The sequence below is a fragment of the Galbibacter kalidii genome, assembly GCF_026241135.1.
Taxonomy (GTDB): Bacteria; Bacteroidota; Bacteroidia; order Flavobacteriales; family Flavobacteriaceae; genus Galbibacter.
This window is the reverse complement of the sequence record NZ_JAPFGA010000022.1, coordinates 23,754-44,106: the sequence shown is the minus strand read 5'-3', so window position 1 is coordinate 44,106 and position 20,353 is coordinate 23,754. Positions and strand designations below refer to the sequence as shown.

The 20,353-nt window shown below is 40.8% G+C and carries 9 protein-coding genes; 8 read left to right on the top strand and 1 reads right to left on the bottom strand.

Annotation, left to right across the window (positions count from 1 at the left end; all coding sequences use genetic code 11):
* The first annotated feature begins 123 nt into the window (after window positions 1-123).
* Both OOZ15_RS17785 and OOZ15_RS17780 read left to right on the top strand, forming a co-directional pair.
* Window positions 124-2,967, top strand: coding sequence for a TonB-dependent receptor (locus OOZ15_RS17785; protein WP_265957797.1), 2,844 nt, complete (start codon window positions 124-126; stop codon window positions 2,965-2,967).
* Between the two features lie 180 nt (window positions 2,968-3,147).
* Window positions 3,148-4,173 (top strand): phytase, encoded by a 1,026-nt coding sequence (locus OOZ15_RS17780; RefSeq protein WP_265957796.1) that lies wholly within the window; start codon window positions 3,148-3,150, stop codon window positions 4,171-4,173.
* A 69-nt stretch (window positions 4,174-4,242) separates the two neighbouring features.
* Here OOZ15_RS17780 and OOZ15_RS17775 read toward each other — a convergent pair whose 3' ends face one another.
* Window positions 4,243-6,513, bottom strand: a complete 2,271-nt coding sequence (locus tag OOZ15_RS17775; RefSeq protein ID WP_265957795.1) for an acyl-CoA dehydrogenase family protein — start codon at window positions 6,511-6,513, stop codon at window positions 4,243-4,245.
* Between the two features lie 332 nt (window positions 6,514-6,845).
* On the opposite strand from OOZ15_RS17775, the gene ruvB reads away from it, so the two are divergent.
* The 6 genes from ruvB to sov all read left to right on the top strand — a co-directional run bounded on the left by ruvB (window position 6,846) and on the right by sov (window position 20,330).
* Window positions 6,846-7,868: a Holliday junction branch migration DNA helicase RuvB gene (ruvB, locus tag OOZ15_RS17770; protein WP_265957794.1), complete on the top strand. Its 1,023-nt coding sequence runs from the start codon at window positions 6,846-6,848 to the stop codon at window positions 7,866-7,868.
* A gap of 60 nt (window positions 7,869-7,928) precedes the next feature.
* Window positions 7,929-9,254 carry a cytochrome P450 gene (locus OOZ15_RS17765; protein WP_265957793.1) on the top strand — a complete coding sequence of 442 codons (1,326 nt, stop codon included), beginning with the start codon at window positions 7,929-7,931 and terminating at the stop codon, window positions 9,252-9,254.
* Window positions 9,254-10,183 (top strand): tRNA epoxyqueuosine(34) reductase QueG, encoded by a 930-nt coding sequence (gene queG, locus OOZ15_RS17760; protein WP_265957792.1) that lies wholly within the window; start codon window positions 9,254-9,256, stop codon window positions 10,181-10,183. The genes OOZ15_RS17765 and queG overlap by 1 nt, the downstream gene beginning before the upstream one ends.
* A gap of 99 nt (window positions 10,184-10,282) precedes the next feature.
* Complete coding sequence (locus tag OOZ15_RS17755) at window positions 10,283-12,568, top strand: NADP-dependent malic enzyme (protein ID WP_265957791.1); 2,286 nt, start codon at window positions 10,283-10,285, stop codon at window positions 12,566-12,568.
* Window positions 12,569-12,639: 71 nt separating this feature from the next.
* Window positions 12,640-13,221, top strand: a complete 582-nt coding sequence (ruvA, locus tag OOZ15_RS17750; RefSeq protein WP_265957790.1) for a Holliday junction branch migration protein RuvA — start codon at window positions 12,640-12,642, stop codon at window positions 13,219-13,221.
* A gap of 5 nt (window positions 13,222-13,226) precedes the next feature.
* Window positions 13,227-20,330 carry a T9SS outer membrane translocon Sov/SprA gene (gene sov / locus OOZ15_RS17745; RefSeq protein ID WP_265957789.1) on the top strand — a complete coding sequence of 2,368 codons (7,104 nt, stop codon included), beginning with the start codon at window positions 13,227-13,229 and terminating at the stop codon, window positions 20,328-20,330.
* The last annotated feature ends 23 nt before the right edge of the window (window positions 20,331-20,353 follow it).

Below are 20,353 nucleotides of genomic sequence, written 5' to 3'. Positions count from 1 at the left end.
CCCAAGGTGAATGTTGCCTTAAAGTAATACTTGTATAAGCAGTTTCATTACATTTTGTTTTCATCAATTTGACTTTCGAAAGCCTTGTAAAACATAGTTTTGCCTTGAAAATAAACTAAATCAATGGAACTAATAAAACTAATTTTTGCAACGCTTTTTGTTGCTGTATTTATGGGCAGTGTTCATGCCCAAAACGGAAATATTCAGGGGGCAATTACAGATGAAAACGGAATTTATGTGCCGGGAGCTACCGTACTTATCGAAAACTTGAGTCAAGGAGTTGTTTCAGACAATGACGGTAACTTTACTATGGTATCGGTACCGGAAGGAACACATCAACTACTGATCAAATATCTGGGTTATGCAGATATTCAAAAAGAAATTAATGTAATAGCCGGGAGAACAACAACGGTTTCCATCCTTTTGTCCTCAGAAAGTGTGGAATTGGACGGAGTTGAAGTGTTTGGAACAGGCTTGGGCGCACAGGCAAGAGCTTTAAACGTTCAGAAAAACAAACAAAATATAACTAATGTGGTTTCTTCGGAGCAGGTTGGCAAATTTCCTGATGCCAATATAGGAGATGCTGTAAAGCGTATTCCCGGGATTACTATGCAGGTCGATCAAGGGGAAGCGAGGAATATTATTGTGCGTGGTATGGCTCCGCAGCTGAACTCAGTAACCCTTAACGGAAGTCGTATTCCTTCCGCAGAAGGGGATAATAGAAATGTGCAGATGGATTTGATTCCTTCGGATATGATCCAGACCATAGAGGTTAACAAAGCCGTAACCCCGGATATGGATGGTGATGCCCTTGGAGGTTCGGTAAACTTGGTGACCAGAACTTCACCCAAAAGGTTCCGCTTGTCGGCTACTGCCGGTTCGGGAATAAATACGATTAACGGAAAGCGCATTTTGAACGGCTCGTTTATTTTGGGAGATCGCACTAAAAACGATAAATTGGGCTGGATGGTTTCAGCATCTTTCAACGATAATGACTTCGGAAGTGATAATTATGAAGCCGAATGGACCGATGAGTTTGAATACAACGCCTTTGACGATGAAGATAATTTGGAAGAAATTGAAGTTAATCCTTATGCCAATGTGTTCGAGATCAGGGAATATAAAGTACAACGTGTTCGAAGAAGTTTTTCAGCTAATTTGGATTATAAGATAGATAACGACAACACGCTTTATTTTAAATCTATTTACAACTGGAGGGACGATCGCGAGAACAGATTTAGACTGGAACACGAAATATTGGACGGAGAAGATATTGGACCAAATGATTTCAGTATAAATAGTGATGGAAATTTAACCAGTTTTCCTGTGGAGGCAAAGCGCCAAACCAAAGGGGGGATTGATAACAATAGAAACAAAAACAGACGATTGGAAGATCAACGTATGCTGAATTTCAGTCTGGGAGGTGAACATTTGTTTGGAAAAGTGCAATTGGATTGGTTGGCGTCTTATGCAAAAGCTTCAGAAGAACGCCTGAACGAACGTTATGCGGAGTATGAAAGCGAATACAGAATCAATTTCAATGGAAATGAAAGAGAGCCATTGTACACGCCGACCAATACAGTTGATGCCGATTTTGCAAGTTTTGAATTGGACGAATTTTCCGAGGAAAATCAATATACAGACGAAGAAGATGTGAATCTTTATGTAAATGCCCAACTGCCGATGAGTTTTGTAGAGGGAGAAGAAGGATTCTTGAAATTTGGGGCAAAGACTCGTATAAAAAGTAAGAAAAGGGATAACGATTTTACAGAATACAGTCCGTTGGGTGATGAATTTGATGAATTGGGAATGCTACCGACCAAAGATTACTCCGATTCAGATTTTCTCGCCGGAAGTCAATATGCCGTGGGAACTTTTGCAACCAATGAATTTCTTGGAGGATTGGATTTTCAAAACAGCAGTATCTTTGAAGCTGAAGACGTTCCTGATGAATATTTGACAGCCAATTTTGATGTGAAAGAAAGTGTTTATGCCGGTTATGGAATGATAAATCAGGATTTTTCTAATAAGTTTAGCGTATTACTCGGTTTGAGACTGGAACACACCATAACCGAAGGGGAAGGAAATGAACTTATTTATGATGAAGAAGGTGATTATGCCGGAACAAGTAAGATTAAAGGGGAGACAAACTATACTAATGTGATGCCCGGAGTTCACTTTAAATACAATGTGGCTGAAAATACAGTATTGCGTTTGGCGTGGACCAATACTTTGGCGCGTCCAAATTATGTAGATTTAGTACCTTATATGGAAGTGAACAATGAAGATGAGGAGATATTTATCGGGAATTCCGATTTGGATCCAACGATTTCGATGAACTTTGATTTGATGGCAGAACACTACTTTAGATCTGTTGGGATTATTTCTGCAGGAGCATTTTATAAGGATATTAAAGACTTTATTTATATACGACAGACAGAAAATGCGGATGGATATGAAGTTTACCAGCCACTTAATGGAAAAGGAGCCAATGTCTATGGTGCTGAAGCATCTTTGCAACGTCGTTTAGATTTCTTACCCGGTTTTGCTAAAAACTTTAGTGTTTATCTGAATTACACCTATTTGAAATCAGATACTGACGGTATTTTTAATGAAGACGGAGAGGAGCGTACCGATTTGGACTTGCCGAATACGGCACCTCAAATGTTTAACGCATCTTTGGGTTATTCAAGTAATAAGTTTAGTGTGCGTGTTTCGGCTAACTATTCCGATGCTTATATTGATGAGATTGGTGGAAATGCCTTTGAAGACCGTTATTATGACGAGCAACTTTTTGTAGATTTCAATGCCAATGTAGCTTTAAGCAAAAACTTGAGCTTGTACACCAACCTGACAAATATTACGAATCGTCCGTTGCGTTATTACCAAGGCGTAAAAAGCCGTACTATGCAGGTGGAATATTACGGAAGAAGATTGAACATCGGACTGAAATACGATTTGTTTTAATTGAAAACCCAACCCTTCAAGGGTTTACAACCTTTGCGTACATTGAGCCCTTTGCGGTTATAATTTCGTAAGGACATTAAAAAAAATAACGAAAATGAAAAAACTAAAGATAGACATAAGATTGTTGTCCTACGTCTTAAGTCTTACAGTCTTATGCCTTATGCCAATAAATTAAAGATAATGAAGAAACTACTCATACTATCCTGCATTTTGGCACTGTTTTCTTGCAGGGAACAGCTGCCTGAAATAGCACCGACCTTAAAAACCGAAAAATTGCCTAATGATAGCGACGATCCTGCTATTTGGGTAAACAAGGCAAACCCTGAAGAAAGTATAGTTTTTGGAACCGATAAAGGGGACAAAAAAATAGCGAACAGTGGAGTGTATGCTTTTGATTTGGACGGAAAACTAATCGAAGAAAAAAGCATTACCAAACTTATCCGTCCCAATAATGTCGATGTGGAATACGATTTTAAATTGAACGATTCTACCAAAGCCGATATCTTGGTGTTTACTGAACGCGGTAGAAAGCAAATTCGCGTGTTTTCTGTGCCCGATATGAAACCCTTAGACAATGGTGGGTTTAAAGTATTTGAAGATGAAACTGATGCTGATTCTGAATTTACCCAACCCATGGGCGTTTCGGTATACAGAAATCCGGAAAGTGGGAAGGTCTACGCTATTGTAGGTCGAAAAAATGGTCCGACGGAAGGCTATTTATATCAGTATGAATTGTTATCTGATGCTACGGGAGTCCATGCCAATTTGGTTAGAAAATTTGGTAAGTTCAGCGGACAAAAAGAAATTGAAGCCATAGCGGTAGATGATGCTTTGGGTTATGTCTATTATTGTGATGAAGGTGTGGGGATCCATAAATACTATGCCGATCCCGAAAAAGGAAATGAAGAGATTTCCATGTTTGGGGGGGAGTATTTCAAAGATGATATTGAAGGGATAGCTATCGCCACTTACGAAGACGGTGAAGGTTATGTTATAGTGAGCGATCAACAAGACCATACCTTTAATTTCTTTGACCGAAAAACAAATACGTTTATAAAAAAACTAAACCTCGGTACCTTGGAAACCGATGGCTGCGAAGTGGTAACCGAATCTCTGGGAAGCAAGTTTCCCAACGGTTTATTCGTGTCCATGAATGATGAAAAAGACTTCTTTTATCACGCTTTGGATTCGTTGCAGTTAAAATAACTTCCTTTAACTTAGAGGAAGAGCTTTTGATTTTTTAAACCTGACAAGTTCTAGAACCTGTCAGGTTTTTTATTTAACAATCGGTGCAGTCATAAGATGATCGGGAATGCCAAACCCATCAACCAGACTGTTTACATGCGGACGAAGCTCTGTACACAGGCGTTCCACCCTTCTCTTTATGGCTTTGGATTTGCTGCTACTGATATAACCGTGCTCCAAATACCAATCCGCATTGTTGCTTATCTCACTCAATGCATACAAAGTCCCTATTTTTTCAAACAGGAATCGAAGCTTTTCATCTTTGATGGTATCGATAAAGTTTTTAAAATGGGTATAGCACAATTCGTCGGCATAGGCCTCTCCAAGGGCTACAAGATGTGTTTGTACTTTTAAAAATGCCTGATAAGAGGGCATACCTTTCTTGATGTAATTCTGAATTCTTGACGCCGCCGAAAAGGTGAGCCTTCGTCTGCGGTATTCAAATGCGTGTTGATGAAATTCCGGATCAAAAAGGTGCTCCTTGTCGGTTTTGTTGGTAAAGATCGGATTAAAAGCGATAAGCCTGTCTGATAACTGCGTCCCCAGATATTTCAAAATATCCATAAAACTATCACTGTTGAACTCCGTTTTGAAATTGGTCAGGATTCCCTTGGCTGCTAGCTGAATCAACACCGTATTGTCACCTTCGAAAGTGGTAAAAATATCCACATCGTTTTTGAGGTCTGCGATCCTGTTTTCTAGCAAATAACCTTTTCCGCCACAAGCTTCCCTGCTTTCTTGTATACTTTGATTGGAGAATTGTGTGATACAAGCTTTTAGGGCTGCGGCCTGTGTTTCTATTTCCCTTCGGCTTTTCTCAGTAGAATCGTTGTACAAAACGATCATTTTATCGAGCACCACGTGATACACATACGATTTGGCAATGGGTGTTATCAACCGTAATTGATGCGTGGGATAATCCATGATAAGATCCTCTTGGATTTTTTCACTACTGTTGAATTGACGCCTGTTCAAAGCATATTTCACCGCAATCGCCAAAGCCATTTTTGCACCGCTCAATGCGCCTTTGGCTACACAAATCCTTCCGCCTACCAAAGTGCCCAGCATGGTGAAGAACCGTTTGTTGGGGTTGTCGATGGGAGAGGAGTATACCCCATTTTCATCGATATCCCCAAATCGGTTCAGTAAGTTTTCCCTCGGGACGGCAACATTGTCAAACCAGATTTTTCCGTTGTCGACGCCGTTCAATCCCAATTTATAACCATTATCTTCAATGCGAACACCAGGGCTTAAATCGCCGTTTTCATCCCTAACTTTCACCAAAATGGCATGAACTCCATGATTTATACCATCTACAATAAGCTGGGCAAACACAGTAGCCATACTTGAGTGAAGTGAGTTGCCGATATATTCTTTATTGTCATTCTCTCCCGGGGTTTCGATAACTATAGAATCCGTCTTTTTTACATAAGTAGCCGTTGTTTTTACGCCTCTTACGTTCGAGCCGTGACGGGTTTCGGTCATGGCAAAACATCCCAGAAGCTTCGCTTCCCCCGTACTTTTCAAATATTTGTCGTGGTGCTTTTTAGTTCCTAAATTCTGGATACTCCCCCCAAAAAGTCCGAATTGAACCCCAAACTTTATCGTCAGGCTGCCGTCGACATACATAAGGTTTTCAAAAATCGATGCATAGGCCGGCATATTGCCAATACCGCCATAAGCTTTGTCGTATGCCATAGCGCCATAACCGTCTTTTGCCAAATGTTTTACTTGCTCTAATGTCTTTTTTCTGAATTCATCTTTGTCCCGGATAATCTCCCAGTTAAAAAGGGGATCGTTCAGTTTTTTTCTGAATTCATCAATATGGCTGGCGTTTTCTCCTTTTAATAGCGCATCAATTTTTTCTGCGGAATAAAAAGTAGTGGTGGCCGAAGCTTTAACATTGACATCAAATAAATGATGGTAATGATTGGGTTGAATCCCCAAATTGATCTCGATGAACTTCAGATTTTCATCAAGATCTTGCTCTTTATCTGATTCAGTATGTTTTGCCGCCAATCGCTGACTGAATTGCGCAAGCGGATAGGGATCACTTTCAGTTAATTTGATTCCGCCTCCGTCGATAAATTCTTTCCAACCAATCATAGTTTCATCGGCGGGAGTGTTTTTAGGATCGACCCAAGCCTGCAATAACTTCTTGTCCTCTTTGGAAAGCGTGTCGTTTTCCAGTGCTTTTTTAAAAATGGAAACTTCCGAAGGGGAAATCAGGTCATCCGACCAGATGACATATAAAAACGGAATGTATTTTATAACAGCTGCATTGTGCCTTGGTGTATTCACATGTTTAAATTTATATTAAAAACTTTTGATTTATTCACCTTCTTATTGTAGAGCCAACTACACTTCGACTTGGCTCAGTGCAGCGCCTTGGTCATATTAAATCCCCTCTATGAGGGTTCATGCAAACAAATTACGAATTTTTATAGAGGAGTATAAAAAGAATTCATTTAAAATTCTTTATTATGGATACTCCATTTTAGCCCCGCCAAGGGTGAAATATTAATAGACAGAGGATATACGTTGAGGTGCTTGAACCCCTTTAGGGGTGTCATATATAATTGCTTCAATCATTGGTTATAGTTTGTAGAAGCTTTTGTTTTATCTTTGTTGATATGAATGAGTATTTAGATCCAACAGGCGAACATTTTTCAGAGGAAGAAGTTGATATTGAAAAGGCACTGCGTCCTTTAAGTTTCGACGATTTTGCCGGACAAGAACAGGTGTTGGAAAACTTGAAGGTGTTTGTTCAGGCTGCCAATTTGCGTACCGAAGCTTTGGATCATACCTTGTTTCATGGTCCTCCGGGACTTGGAAAAACTACTTTGGCTCATATTTTGGCTCATGAACTGGAGGTGGGTATAAAAGTAACTTCAGGTCCGGTACTCGACAAACCGGGGGATTTGGCGGGATTACTTACCAATTTGGAAGAGCGCGACGTACTTTTTATCGATGAGATCCATCGCCTGAGTCCCATTGTGGAAGAATACCTTTATTCAGCCATGGAAGATTACAAGATCGACATCATGATAGAATCGGGCCCCAATGCCCGTACAGTTCAGATCAATTTAAATCCGTTTACCCTTATTGGTGCGACGACCCGTTCCGGTTTATTAACAGCGCCCATGCGGGCACGTTTTGGGATCAGTAGCAGACTTCAATATTATTCTACAGAGTTGTTGGCCGATATCGTTCAGCGTAGTGCACAGATTTTAAAAGTGCCTATTTCGATGGAAGCCGCGATAGAAATCGCCGGAAGAAGCAGGGGTACACCAAGGATCGCCAATGCACTTTTACGTCGGATTCGTGATTTCGCCCAGATAAAAGGAAATGGTAATATAGATATGGAAATATCAAAATTTGGATTAAAAGCCTTGAATGTGGATGCTTTTGGTCTGGATGAAATGGACAATAAGATCCTAAACACCATCATCGATAAATTTAAAGGAGGTCCAGTAGGGATCACTACCTTGGCAACAGCGGTTTCTGAAAGTGCAGAAACTATTGAAGAAGTCTACGAACCTTTCTTGATCCAACAGGGATTTATTATGAGAACACCCCGTGGAAGGGAGGTAACGGAATTAGCCTATAAACATTTAGGCAAGATAAAAGACGGTACCCAGGGCGGGTTGTTTTAAAGTTTCCTCATTCTGTTCCTTTTGAGATCGGGAGCTTCAGAATTACATGAACAGAAGCATATGAAGCAATATAATTATCCAAATAAAGTGTCTTTTTTAAAGTTTATAAGACATTCTTCTGCCATTGCCAAAAACCCTATCCCGTTTCACAGTGAAATGTTTAAAAACACAGGTGAATCTTTTAGCATAAAGTCGATTTTCGGTCCAAAAGTCATACTTACCAAAGACGCAGATATTTCGAAGCATATCCTTCAAAAGCATCATAAGAAATACGAAAAATCCAAACTTCAAACAAAATACGTGTCAAAATATATTGGTCGCGGATTGTTAACAGCTACAGGAGGATATTGGCTACAGCAGCGCAGGCTTATTCAGCCCGGATTTCACAAGGACAAGATCAAAAACCTGGTTGCCATTATTAATGAAACCATTTATGAACAGATTCATAATTTTAAGACAGGTTCGTTTATAGATCTGTTTCTGTTGATGAACACTTTGGCATTTGAGGTGGTTGCAAAATCCCTGTTTAATTTTTCAGCAGATCCGGAAGTGTTAAAAAGACTTCAGTTTATTATTGAACGGCTCCAACGATTTGCCGTTAAGGAAATGCGGCAGCCGCACAACCGAATTTGGTATCAGCTCAAAGGTCAGACTGCCAGACATATGAGGTTGGTTGTGGAAAGCCGTGAGATTATCAATAAGATCATAGAGCAACGGAGAGCGTCAACTGCAAGACATGATGATCTGTTGGATATGTTACTTAAGGCTGAATATGAAGATGGTGGCAAAATGACCAATGATCAACTGATTGATGAAATATTGATCCTGTTCGTTGCCGGACATGAAACCACTGCCAATGCGTTGACGTTTACCTTATTTTTGTTGGCCAGCCACCCATTAGAATTAGAAAAGGTATGTATGGAAAGTGTCGATTTAAGAGATAGTAATAATGCTTTGGAAGTACTTCCTCAATTACAACATATAAAAATGTGTGTTGAAGAAAGCATGCGATTGTATCCTTCGGCGTGGATAACCGATCGCGTGGCCTTGGAAGATGATACTGTTTCAGGTTTTCACATAAAAAAAGGCACTCTGTTTGGGATTTCCATATACGAGATGCACCGTAACCCAAAATATTGGGAAAACCCGGAAGATTTCATACCCGAACGTTTTTCAGAAGGGAAAAAATACAAAGCCTATATGCCGTTTGGAGCAGGACCGCGATTGTGTATTGGTAATAATTTTGCGATGTACGAAATGTTATTGGCCATCAATGCGATTGTGAATACCTTTGCTATTGAAACCAATAAAGATAGTGTACAACTCAACCCTTTGATTACCTTAAAACCTGTTGATGTTGAGATAAAATTTTCAAAACGCGCGTAGTGAATTTCAAGAGCACATATACACAACTCATTAAATCCGAAGCCGAACGCCTTGGTTTTATGTCTTGTGGCATCAGCAAGGCTGAATTTTTGGAAGAAGAAGCGCCCCGATTGGAAAAATGGCTCAACAAAAACATGAACGGAGAGATGCGTTATATGGAAAATCACTTTGACAAGCGCCTGGATCCTACAAAATTGGTCGAGGGTTCCAAAAGTGTGATTTCCTTATTGCTGAATTATTTTCCCTCGGAAACACAACAGGATAAAAACGCACCTAAAATCAGTAAATATGCCTACGGGAGGGATTATCACTTTGTCATAAAAGACAAGCTCAAGCATTTGCTTCATTTTATTCAGGAAGAAATAGGGGAGGTTAGTGGTCGTGCCTTTGTCGATTCGGCTCCGGTATTGGACAAAGCCTGGGCAGCAAGAAGTGGTCTGGGGTGGATTGGCAAAAACAGCAATTTACTCACCCAACAGGTTGGTTCGTTTTATTTTATAGCCGAATTGATCGTGGATCTGGATTTGGAATACGATACTCCAGTAACCGATCATTGTGGCAGTTGCACAGCCTGTATCGATGCCTGTCCTACAGAAGCTATTACTGAACCTTATGTGGTCGATGGCAGTAAGTGCATTTCCTATTTCACTATTGAATTAAAAGACAGCATCCCTACTGAATTTTCAGGAAAGTTTGACGATTGGATGTTTGGCTGTGATATTTGTCAGGATGTGTGTCCGTGGAACCGCTTTTCTAAAGCGCATAGCGAACCACTTTTTAATCCGCATCCCGACCTGTTGTCTATGAGTAGAAAAGATTGGGAAGAGATCACGGAAGATATTTTTCGGGAACTTTTTAGAAAATCGGCCGTAAAACGAACAAAATATGAAGGTTTAAAGCGGAATATTGAGTTTTTGAAGGGAAAATGACAAGTTTTCTTCAGTTAAAAAAGAATAATTTTTTTCATTTTTAATGTCAATTATAACACCATTATTCTTATACCTTTGTACTTTATCAAAACAGTAACTATGAGTAAAGAAAGCAGAAGACGCGAAGCTTTAGTATACCATGCGAAACCTCAACCGGGGAAAATAAAAATCGTTCCCACTAAAAAATATGCAACACAAAGAGATCTGGCATTGGCCTATTCACCGGGAGTTGCCGAGCCTTGCCTGGAAATAGAGAAAGATCCAAACAATGCTTATAAATATACGACCAAGGGAAATTTGGTCGCCATTATTACCAACGGAACTGCTGTTTTGGGCTTGGGAGACATAGGTCCGGAAGCCTCAAAACCGGTGATGGAAGGAAAAGCCCTACTGTTTAAGATTTTTGCAGATATAGACGGAATGGATATCGAGTTGGATACCAAAGATGTCGATAAATTCATAGAAACCGTAAAAACGATTGCTCCTACTTTTGGGGGAATCAATTTGGAAGATATCAAAGCCCCGGAAGCTTTTGAAATCGAACGCCGATTAAAGGAAGAACTCGATATTCCTGTGATGCACGACGACCAACATGGAACGGCAATTATTTCTGCCGCCGCTTTACTGAACGCTTTGGAACTTGCTGAAAAGAAAATAGAGGAGGTAAAGATCGTTGTTAGTGGTGCCGGTGCAGCTGCAGTTTCGTGTACGCGGCTTTACAAAGCCTTTGGAGCGAAGGCTGAAAATATCGTGATGCTCGACAGTAAAGGGGTAATCAGAAAAGATCGTGAGAGCCTATCCAAAGAAAAACTTGAATTTGCTTCAGATAGAAAAATAGAAACGCTGGAAGAAGCAATGAAAGATGCTGATGTTTTTATCGGACTTTCAATCGCTGATATTGTTTCGCCCGGGATGTTGAAATCAATGGCTGAAAATCCGATTGTGTTTGCCATGGCGAATCCGGATCCGGAAATAAATTACGACCTGGCTATGGACACAAGGGAAGATATTATTATGGCGACAGGACGTTCCGATCATCCCAATCAGGTGAACAATGTACTTGGATTCCCTTTTATCTTTAGAGGGGCATTGGATGTGCGTGCGACGGCAATCAATGAAGAAATGAAGATGGCAGCGGTAAAAGCCTTAGCCGAATTGGCGAAAGAAGCTGTTCCTGAACAAGTGAATATCGCTTATGGGGAAACAAAACTCAATTTTGGAAAAGACTATATTATTCCGAAGCCTTTCGACCCGAGATTGATTGCCACTGTACCGCCGGCTGTGGCCAAAGCAGCCATGGAAACCGGTGTGGCCAAAGAGCCTATTGAAGATTGGGCGAAGTATGAAGAAGGACTTTTACAGCGTTTGGGAAGCGATAATAAAATTGTGAAGCTGTTGCATAACAGGGCAAAGACAGATCCTAAAAAAGTGGTTTTTGCTGAAGGAGATCATCTCGATATTTTGAAAGCAGCACAGATTGTGCTTGATGAAGGTATTGCAGAGCCTATTTTGTTGGGAAGAAAGGAAATTATCAAAGAGTTGATGCAGGAGATCGATTTTGAAGCTGATGTTTTGATTATCGATACAAAAACAGACGAATACAACGATAAAAAGAATTTTTACGCTAAAAAATACTGGGAATCCCGAAGGCGTCACGGAGTGACCTTATATGACGCACAGAATAAAATGCGCGAACGCAATTATTTTGCAGCCATGATGGTTAACGAGGGTGATGCCGATTGTTTGATCTCAGGCTATTCAAGGGCTTACCCAACAGTAGTTAGACCTATGTTAGAGCTTGTCGGTAAAGCCAGTGGAGTAACCAAAGTGGCAGCGATGAACCTGATGATCACCGAACGTGGACCTATGTTTTTGGCAGATACGTCCATCAATATAGATCCAACGGCCAAAGAATTGGCTAAAATTGCACAAATGACAGCTATTACGGCCAGAATGTTTGGAGTAGAGCCGGTTATTGCGATGCTGTCTTATGCAAACTTTGGCTCTTCGAAAGATGAAAGAGCAACCAAGGTTGGTCAAGCGGTGTCTTATCTTCATCGTCATTATCCCGATATTTTGGTTGATGGGGAATTGCAATCAGACTTTGCGCTGAATAGGGAAATGCTTCAAAGTAAATTCCCGTTCTCAAAATTGGCGGGCAAAAAGGTAAATACCTTGGTCTTCCCGAATTTGGATTCAGCAAATATCACTTATAAATTGATGAAAGAAGTGAACAATGCCGATTCCATTGGACCAATTCTTTTGGGGATGAAAAAACCTGTTCACATTTTGCAATTGGGTGCCGGTGTAGAAGAAATTGTAAATATGACAGCAGTTGCAGTTGTGGATGCACAAGAAAAGGAAAAGCACGAAAAAGCTGTTTAATCAGAAAAATGAATGAATACTCCTTTTGTGATAAATTTTATTACATTTGGAGTATTAACGTTTCATAAAGAATGATTACACATATAAAAGGAAAACTCGTTGAAAAAAATCCGACCGATGTGGTTATTGAATGTAATGGAGTAGGCTACGAGATCCATATTTCTTTAAACACATATTCAAAAATAACTTCTGATGAAAATCTTAAACTTTACACGCATTTGCAGGTAAGGGAAGATGCTCACGCCCTTTACGGTTTTGCCGATAAAATGGAACGTGAGATGTTTCGGTTGTTGATTTCGGTTTCCGGTATTGGAGCAAGTATTGCGAGGACGATGTTGAGTTCGATGGATCCGGTGCAAGTAAGGGATGCCATCGCTTCCAATGATGTGGCAGCCATTCAGTCGATAAAAGGAATAGGTGCAAAAACCGCTCAACGGGTGATTATAGATCTGAAAGACAAGGTGCTCAAGATCTATAATGTAGATGAAGTTTTGGCGGTGACAGACAATACAAATAAGGATGAAGCGTTATCAGCATTAGAGGTTTTAGGTTTTACTCGAAAGCAAGCTGAGAAGGTGGTGACCAAAATCGTTCGAACAAACCCTGATTTAAGTGTTGAGGAGATAATTAAAGATGCGCTTAAAAATTTATAACTAGCTTGAAAACTACAAACGGCTCTAAACTAATAGATAAGCTGTTAAGAACATCTTTGTTTTTAACCTGCTTATTGCTAAGCACTATTGTGTTTTCTCAGGAAGAACCTGAACAAGTTCAGGATTCTACCCAGAGAGGTGCTGCTTTGGGTAAAATTGAGCTGAAGAATCCCGAAAGTATTTCTTCAAAATACAGTTACGATCCACTTACCGACAGTTATATTTTTACAGAGAAAGTAGGAGATTACGATATTTCCTATCCCATTATTTTAACGCCGGAAGAATATGAAAAACTAATCCTTCACGAACAAATGAAGGGTTACTTCAAGGAAAAAATAGATGCTTTTTCAGGAAAAGAAGGATCAGAAGAAGCTCAAAAGAACCTTTTACCCGGATTTTACGTGAATTCCAACTTTTTTGAAAGTATTTTCGGCGGAAATACCATAGAGGTGATTCCACAAGGATCGGTAGCGATGGATCTGGGTGTCCGTTATCAAAAGAACGATAATCCGGCCTTGTCCCCGAGAAACCGAAGCAATATTTCTTTTGACTTCGATCAGCGTATCTCCTTGAGTTTATTAGGAAAAGTGGGAACACGGCTTTCTGTCAATGCTAACTATGACACAGAGGCTACCTTCGATTTTCAGAACCTTATCAAGTTGGAATACACCCCTGATGAAGACGATATCATTCAGAAAATAGAGGTGGGAAATGTGAGTATGCCGCTCAACAGTTCACTTATTAGTGGAGCACAAAGTCTTTTTGGGGTTAAAACTGAATTGCAATTCGGTCGAACAACAGTAACAGGAGTATTTTCAGAACAGCGGTCACAAAGTAGAAGCGTTACTGCTCAAGGAGGAGGTACAGTCAACGAATTTGAAATTCTGGCATTAGATTATGATGAAGACAGACACTTCTTCCTGTCTCAATTTTTCAGGGATGAATATGACAGTGCTTTGGAGACCTATCCATTTATCCGGAGTAATGTTCAAATAACCCGTATTGAAGTATGGGTGACCAACAGGGCACAGCGAACAGAAAATGTAAGAAATGTGGTGGCTTTGCAGGATTTGGGGGAGTCGGTTCCTGAAAACACAAGGATTAACCAAAATGCACCTGCAGGTTTTTTTACAACACTCAACAATTTACCTCGAAATGCAGCCAACGGCTATGATCCGTTTAATATTGGCGGAGCCAATTCAGCTTTAACAGAAGCAATTCGGGATATTGCAACGGTACGCCAAGGTTTTAATACCGGAGCCTATACACCGGGTCAAGGTTTTGATTATTCCATTTTAGAGAATGCGAGGAAGTTGGAGCAGGGCAGGGAATATCAAATAGACCCTCAGTTGGGATATATTTCGTTAAATCAACGTTTGAGTAATGATGAAGTCTTGGCTGTAGCCTTTCAATATACTTATCAAGGAGAAGTCTATCAAGTAGGAGAGTTTGCCAATGATGGGGTGAACGCTACCGAGTTTGAGGAAACCAATGGCAGGATCACACAAGTAAACCCACAGGCATTGGTTTTAAAAATGCTGAAAAGTAATATCACCAATGTAGAAGATCCTGTTTGGGATTTGATGATGAAAAACATTTATTCAACGGGAGCTTTTCAGTTGTCCCAGGAAGATTTTAGGATGAACATCCTCTATACCGATCCTTCACCGGTAAATTATATAAGTCCGATCGACGAGGCAACATGGCCACAAGGTTTGGAGGAGCGCATTTTGTTGGATGTGTTCAATTTTGACAGGCTGAATGTGTATAACGACCCGCAAAACGGAGGGGATGGTTTCTTTGATTTCTTACCCGGAATTACCGTAGATGCCCAAAACGGATTGATCAAATTTACTAAGGTAGAACCTTTTGGGGGATATCTATACGATCTCCTTGGCGGTGGAGGGAATTATGACGATCCTAATTATACGCCCGGTAATGATAACCAAGAACAATATGTGTATCGGAATATGTATAAGCTCACAAAAACAGCTTCATTGGAAAATGCAGAGAAGAACAAGTTTGTGCTGAAAGGGCGTTACAAAGCTGAAAGTTCCGGAGGGATTCCGTTGGGGGCATTTAATGTGCCCAGAGGTTCGGTGCGCGTTACTGCCGGAGGCAGAATGCTTCAGGAGGGGGTAGATTATACAGTGAATTACCAAGCCGGAACGGTGCAGATATTAGATGAAGGTTTAAGGGCGTCCAACACGCCTATTGAAGTTTCTGTAGAGAACAATTCAGTATTCGGACAACAAACCAGAAGATTTTCCGGAGTGCATGTGGAACATCAATTCAATGAAAATTTTATGCTCGGGGCCACATTTTTAAATATGAATGAGCGTCCGCTGACACAAAAATCCAACTTTGGAATCGAACCGGTAAACAACAGTATTTTTGGAATTAACGGAAGCTATTCCACCGAAATTCCTTTTTTAACCAGAATGGTCAACAAGCTTCCAAACATCGATACTGACGCTCCGTCTAATCTGTCTGTTCGCGGGGATTTTGCTTATCTCATGCCGGGATCACCAAAAAATGCCGATTTTGAAGGAGAGACCACTTCCTATTTAGACGATTTTGAAGGAGCACAGGCTTTTATCGACATTCGTTCTTCTTTAGCATGGTCATTGGCGAGTGCGCCTATTGGCTATGGCGGAGAAACTGAAAACGATAATGTAATTTCGAGACATCGCCGTGCAAAAATGGCGTGGTATACTATTGACCCAATTTTTTACACCAATCAGCGTCCGTCGGCAATATCAGATAATGATGTGTCCAGCAATCAGACGCGGCGGATTTTTATCGATGAGATATTCCCGCAACAGGATGTGGCACAAGGACAAACTTTGGTACAACCTACCCTGGATGTGGTTTATTATCCAAATGAAAAAGGTCCGTACAACGATAACACCAATTTTGAAGATTTGACCACACAAGACCGATGGGCTGGAATCATGAGATCTGTGAGCAGCACCAACTTTGAACAGGCAAATGTGGAGTATATTCAATTTTGGCTTCTGGATCCGTATTATGAAGATGGTCCGACAGGAGGTGACGAGGGAGAATTGATTTTCAACCTTGGGAATATTAGTGAGGATATCCTAAAAGATGGGAGAAAACAATATGAAAACGGTTTGCCGGCAGGAAATGATGAAGCTTTGGTGAACACAACCAATTTTGGTAAAGTACCTTCCACACAGTCATTGGTTTATGCCTTTAATGCCGACACATCCAATAGAAATATTCAGGATGCGGGTTATGATGGGTTATTGGACGAGGAAGAAGCTACTTTTTATAACAATCCGGGACCTGACCCTGCATTGGATAATTATCAATTTTATTTGGACGCGACCGGAAGCATACTCGAGCGGTATTTCAATTATAACAATCCGGAAGGAAACTCCCCTGTGCAAGTAGGAAACAACAATCGGGGTTCTACAACCCTGCCCGATGTGGAAGATGTAAACAGGGATTTGACCATGAACACGATCGATAGTTATTTCCAGTATAGAATCCCGATAGGTCCTAATATCCAGCGAACAGATCCTTATGTTTCTGATATAAAGGAAGTTGATGTTCGAACACCGAATAATGATAATTACAGGGTGCGATGGATACAGTTCAAGGTGCCCGTAAGTGAATTTGATGAAGCCATAGGAGGGATAACCGATATTCGTTCCATAAGTTTTATGCGAATGTTCATGACCGGTTTTAGCGAACCTACAGTTCTTCGTTTCGGGACTTTAGACTTGGTGCGGGGCGATTGGAGAAACTATAGCCGAAGCCTGCAACCTGAAGACGATCCTGATCCAAATGATGATGACACTTTTGTGGATGTAAACACTGTCAATATCCAGGAAAACGAACAGCGAGAGCCGATTCCATATCGATTACCTCCGGGAGTGGTAAGGGAACAACTGAATAACAACAACACCATTGTTCGACAAAATGAGCAATCCCTGTCGTTTGCCGTTTGTGATTTGGAACCGGAAGATTCACGAGGGGTGTTTAAGAATTTAAATATTGATGTGAGACAGTACAAACGTTTAAAGATGTTTATTCATGCCGAGCAGTACAACAATGTGCCAATAGCTGATGGTGATCTGGTAGCTTTTTTGAGGATAGGAACCGATTTTACCGAGAACTATTATCAGGTAGAAATGCCGCTTCAGGTGACACCACCCGGAACAACAGATCCGGCAACAATATGGCCTTCGATAAATAATATAGACCTTCCGTTGTCATTATTATCTAAAATAAAAGCTAGGGGAATTGCCGATGGCTCTTTACAAGAAGCTACGTTTTACAACGCTGAAGGAAATCCGATCGATGAGTTTGCCCCTCGTGAATTGGGAGAAATGAGAGTGGCCGTAAAAGGAAACCCGAGTTTGGGGAATATCAGATCGGTTATGGTAGGGGTGAAAAACCCGAGTTCTGAAATAGGTGATAATGCTTGCGGGGAGGTGTGGTTTAACGAACTCCGATTGTCAGAATTGGATAATCAGGGCGGTTGGGCTGCAATTGCTGCAATGGATTTGAACCTAGCCGATTTTGCCAATATTTCAGCAACCGGTAATATGAGCACTTCAGGATTTGGCGCTATCGACCAAACCCCTAATGAAAGAAGCAGGGAAGATGTAATTCGCTATGCTTTGAACAGTAATGTGAATTTAGGACAATTACTTCCTGAAAATTGGGGTATTCAGGTGCCGATGAATTACAGTATATCAGAAGAGTTGATCACTCCTGAATTCGATCCCTTGTACCAGGATATAAAATTGGATGACCGGTTGGATGCGGCAAGTTCGCAAGCGGAAGAAGATCAAATAAGAAAACAGGCCGAAGATTACACCAAAAGAAAGAGCATCAATTTTATAGGGGTTCGAAAAAACAGATCAGAAGAACAAAAACCGAGAGTGTACGATATTGAAAATTTCACTTTCAATTATGCATACAATCAAACGGAACACCGGGATTTTGAAATTGAAAATTTAAAGGATCAGAATGTCAAAACCGGATTTTTATACAATCACAATTTTCAACCTGCAGAGGTTATTCCTCTTAAAAATGCCGATTCTGTGCTTACCAGCAAATATTGGGATTGGCTAAAGGAGTTTAATTTTAACCTGCTTCCGACAAGCATTTCCTTAAACTCAAATATTACGAGGACGCTTAACAGGCAACAGTTCAGGCAGGTTATTGGAAGTGGTGGTGCTACCGACCTTATCGGACTGCCCGAAATGCAACAACGCAATTATTTGTTCGATTGGCAATATGCAATCAATTATAATCTTACCAAGTCGCTTCAAATTAATTTTACGGCATCAAACAACAATATTGTAAAGAATTATTTTACGGAAGACGAAAATGGCGATCGGATTGTAAATCGTGATTTAGTACTTTGGGATGGATTTTGGGATGTAGGCGATGCGAATAGGCATACACAACAATTACAGCTTAATTATGATATTCCGCTGAATAAAATTCCCTTCCTGAGTTTTCTGGATGCTACCTACGCCTTTACCGGTGATTATGACTGGCAACGCGGAAGTGATGTGCTGAATGATATCGCCGGAGAGGAGTTGAATACCATACAAAATGCGAGTACTCATAATTTGAATGGAGCCTTGAGTATGGATAAGTTGTACGGTTACTTAGGGTTAAAACGGAAAACAGGTGAAAGTGGGCAAGCTTCCAGAGGAACACTGCCCATTGCCGATCCTGATCAGCAAGCTCCTGTTGAAGAACAGCCGGAGAAAAACTATGGTGCCTACAATACGTTGATCGGTTTGGCAACGATGGTAAAACGTATCAATGTAAGCTATAGCGATAACAGCGGAAAAGTGTTACCTGGTTATACAGAGTCGATTGGTTTTATCGGGACACTTCGTCCTACTTGGGGATTTGTTTTCGGGAGTCAGTCTGATGTACGTTTTGAAGCAGCCCAAAAAGGATGGTTAACGACCTTCCCGGAATTCAACCAGCAGTATATGTCCAGAAAGGCGACACAACTGAATATTTCCGCCAATATTGAACCTTTCAGGGATCTTACAATCGATTTGGTAGCCGATAGACAGTATTCCGAATCCTACGCAGAGAATTACAGAATCGAAGATTTGAATGCCGATGGTATTATGGATTACAATCCGTTGATCCAAAACAAATACGGCGATTTCTCTATCTCTTCCATGATGTTGAAAACGGCTTTCGACCGTTCGGAAGAAGCTACTTCAGAAACCTTTGATGAGTTCAGTAAAAACAGGATTATTATTGCGCAGCGTTTGGCCGGTCAGCCGGAAAACCCAAATGCCACAGAATACCCTGAAGGATATGGTGCGACCAATCAGGCAGTGTTGCTACCGGCCTTTGTGGCGGCCTACACCGGTCAGAGTGCCAGCTCAGTCTCCTTAGATGCCTTTAGGGATGTGCCTATTCCGAATTGGACGATGAAATATACCGGTTTGATGCGACTTCAATGGTTTAAGGATCATTTCAGGCGTTTTTCACTGGCACATGGCTATCGTTCCAGTTATAGTATCAATAATTTTAGATCGAATTTGGAATATGGCAACGGAACTGAATTTGATCAGGCGGGGAATTTTAAAAACCAAATACTGTTCACCAATGCAACCTTGGTGGAGCAGTTCAATCCGTTGATCCGTGTCGATTTTGAAATGAACAATTCGTTCAGCATGTTGGCAGAGTTGCGCAAAGATCGTGCTTTGTCTTTGAGTTTTGACAATAATTTGCTCACCGAGATGTCCGGGAACGAATATATAGTAGGTTTGGGATACAGGATTCCGGATATAAGGTTTGTGAGTTATCTCGGTGGGAACCGAACCGTACTCAAAGGCGATCTGAACCTGAAAGCGGACTTGTCGCTCAGGGACAATATTACCGTTATCCGAAATCTGGATATTAATACCAATCAGGTGACTGCCGGACAAAATATTTGGGCTTTGAAATTCACTGCCGATTATGCGCTAACCAAAAATTTGTCGACCTTGTTTTTCTATGATCACACCTTCTCAAAATTCAAAGTTTCGACCGCTTTTCCACAAACTACGATCAGAACAGGCTTTACTTTGAGGTATAATTTTGGAAATTAACCGATTTTTTAGCCAATTGGAAA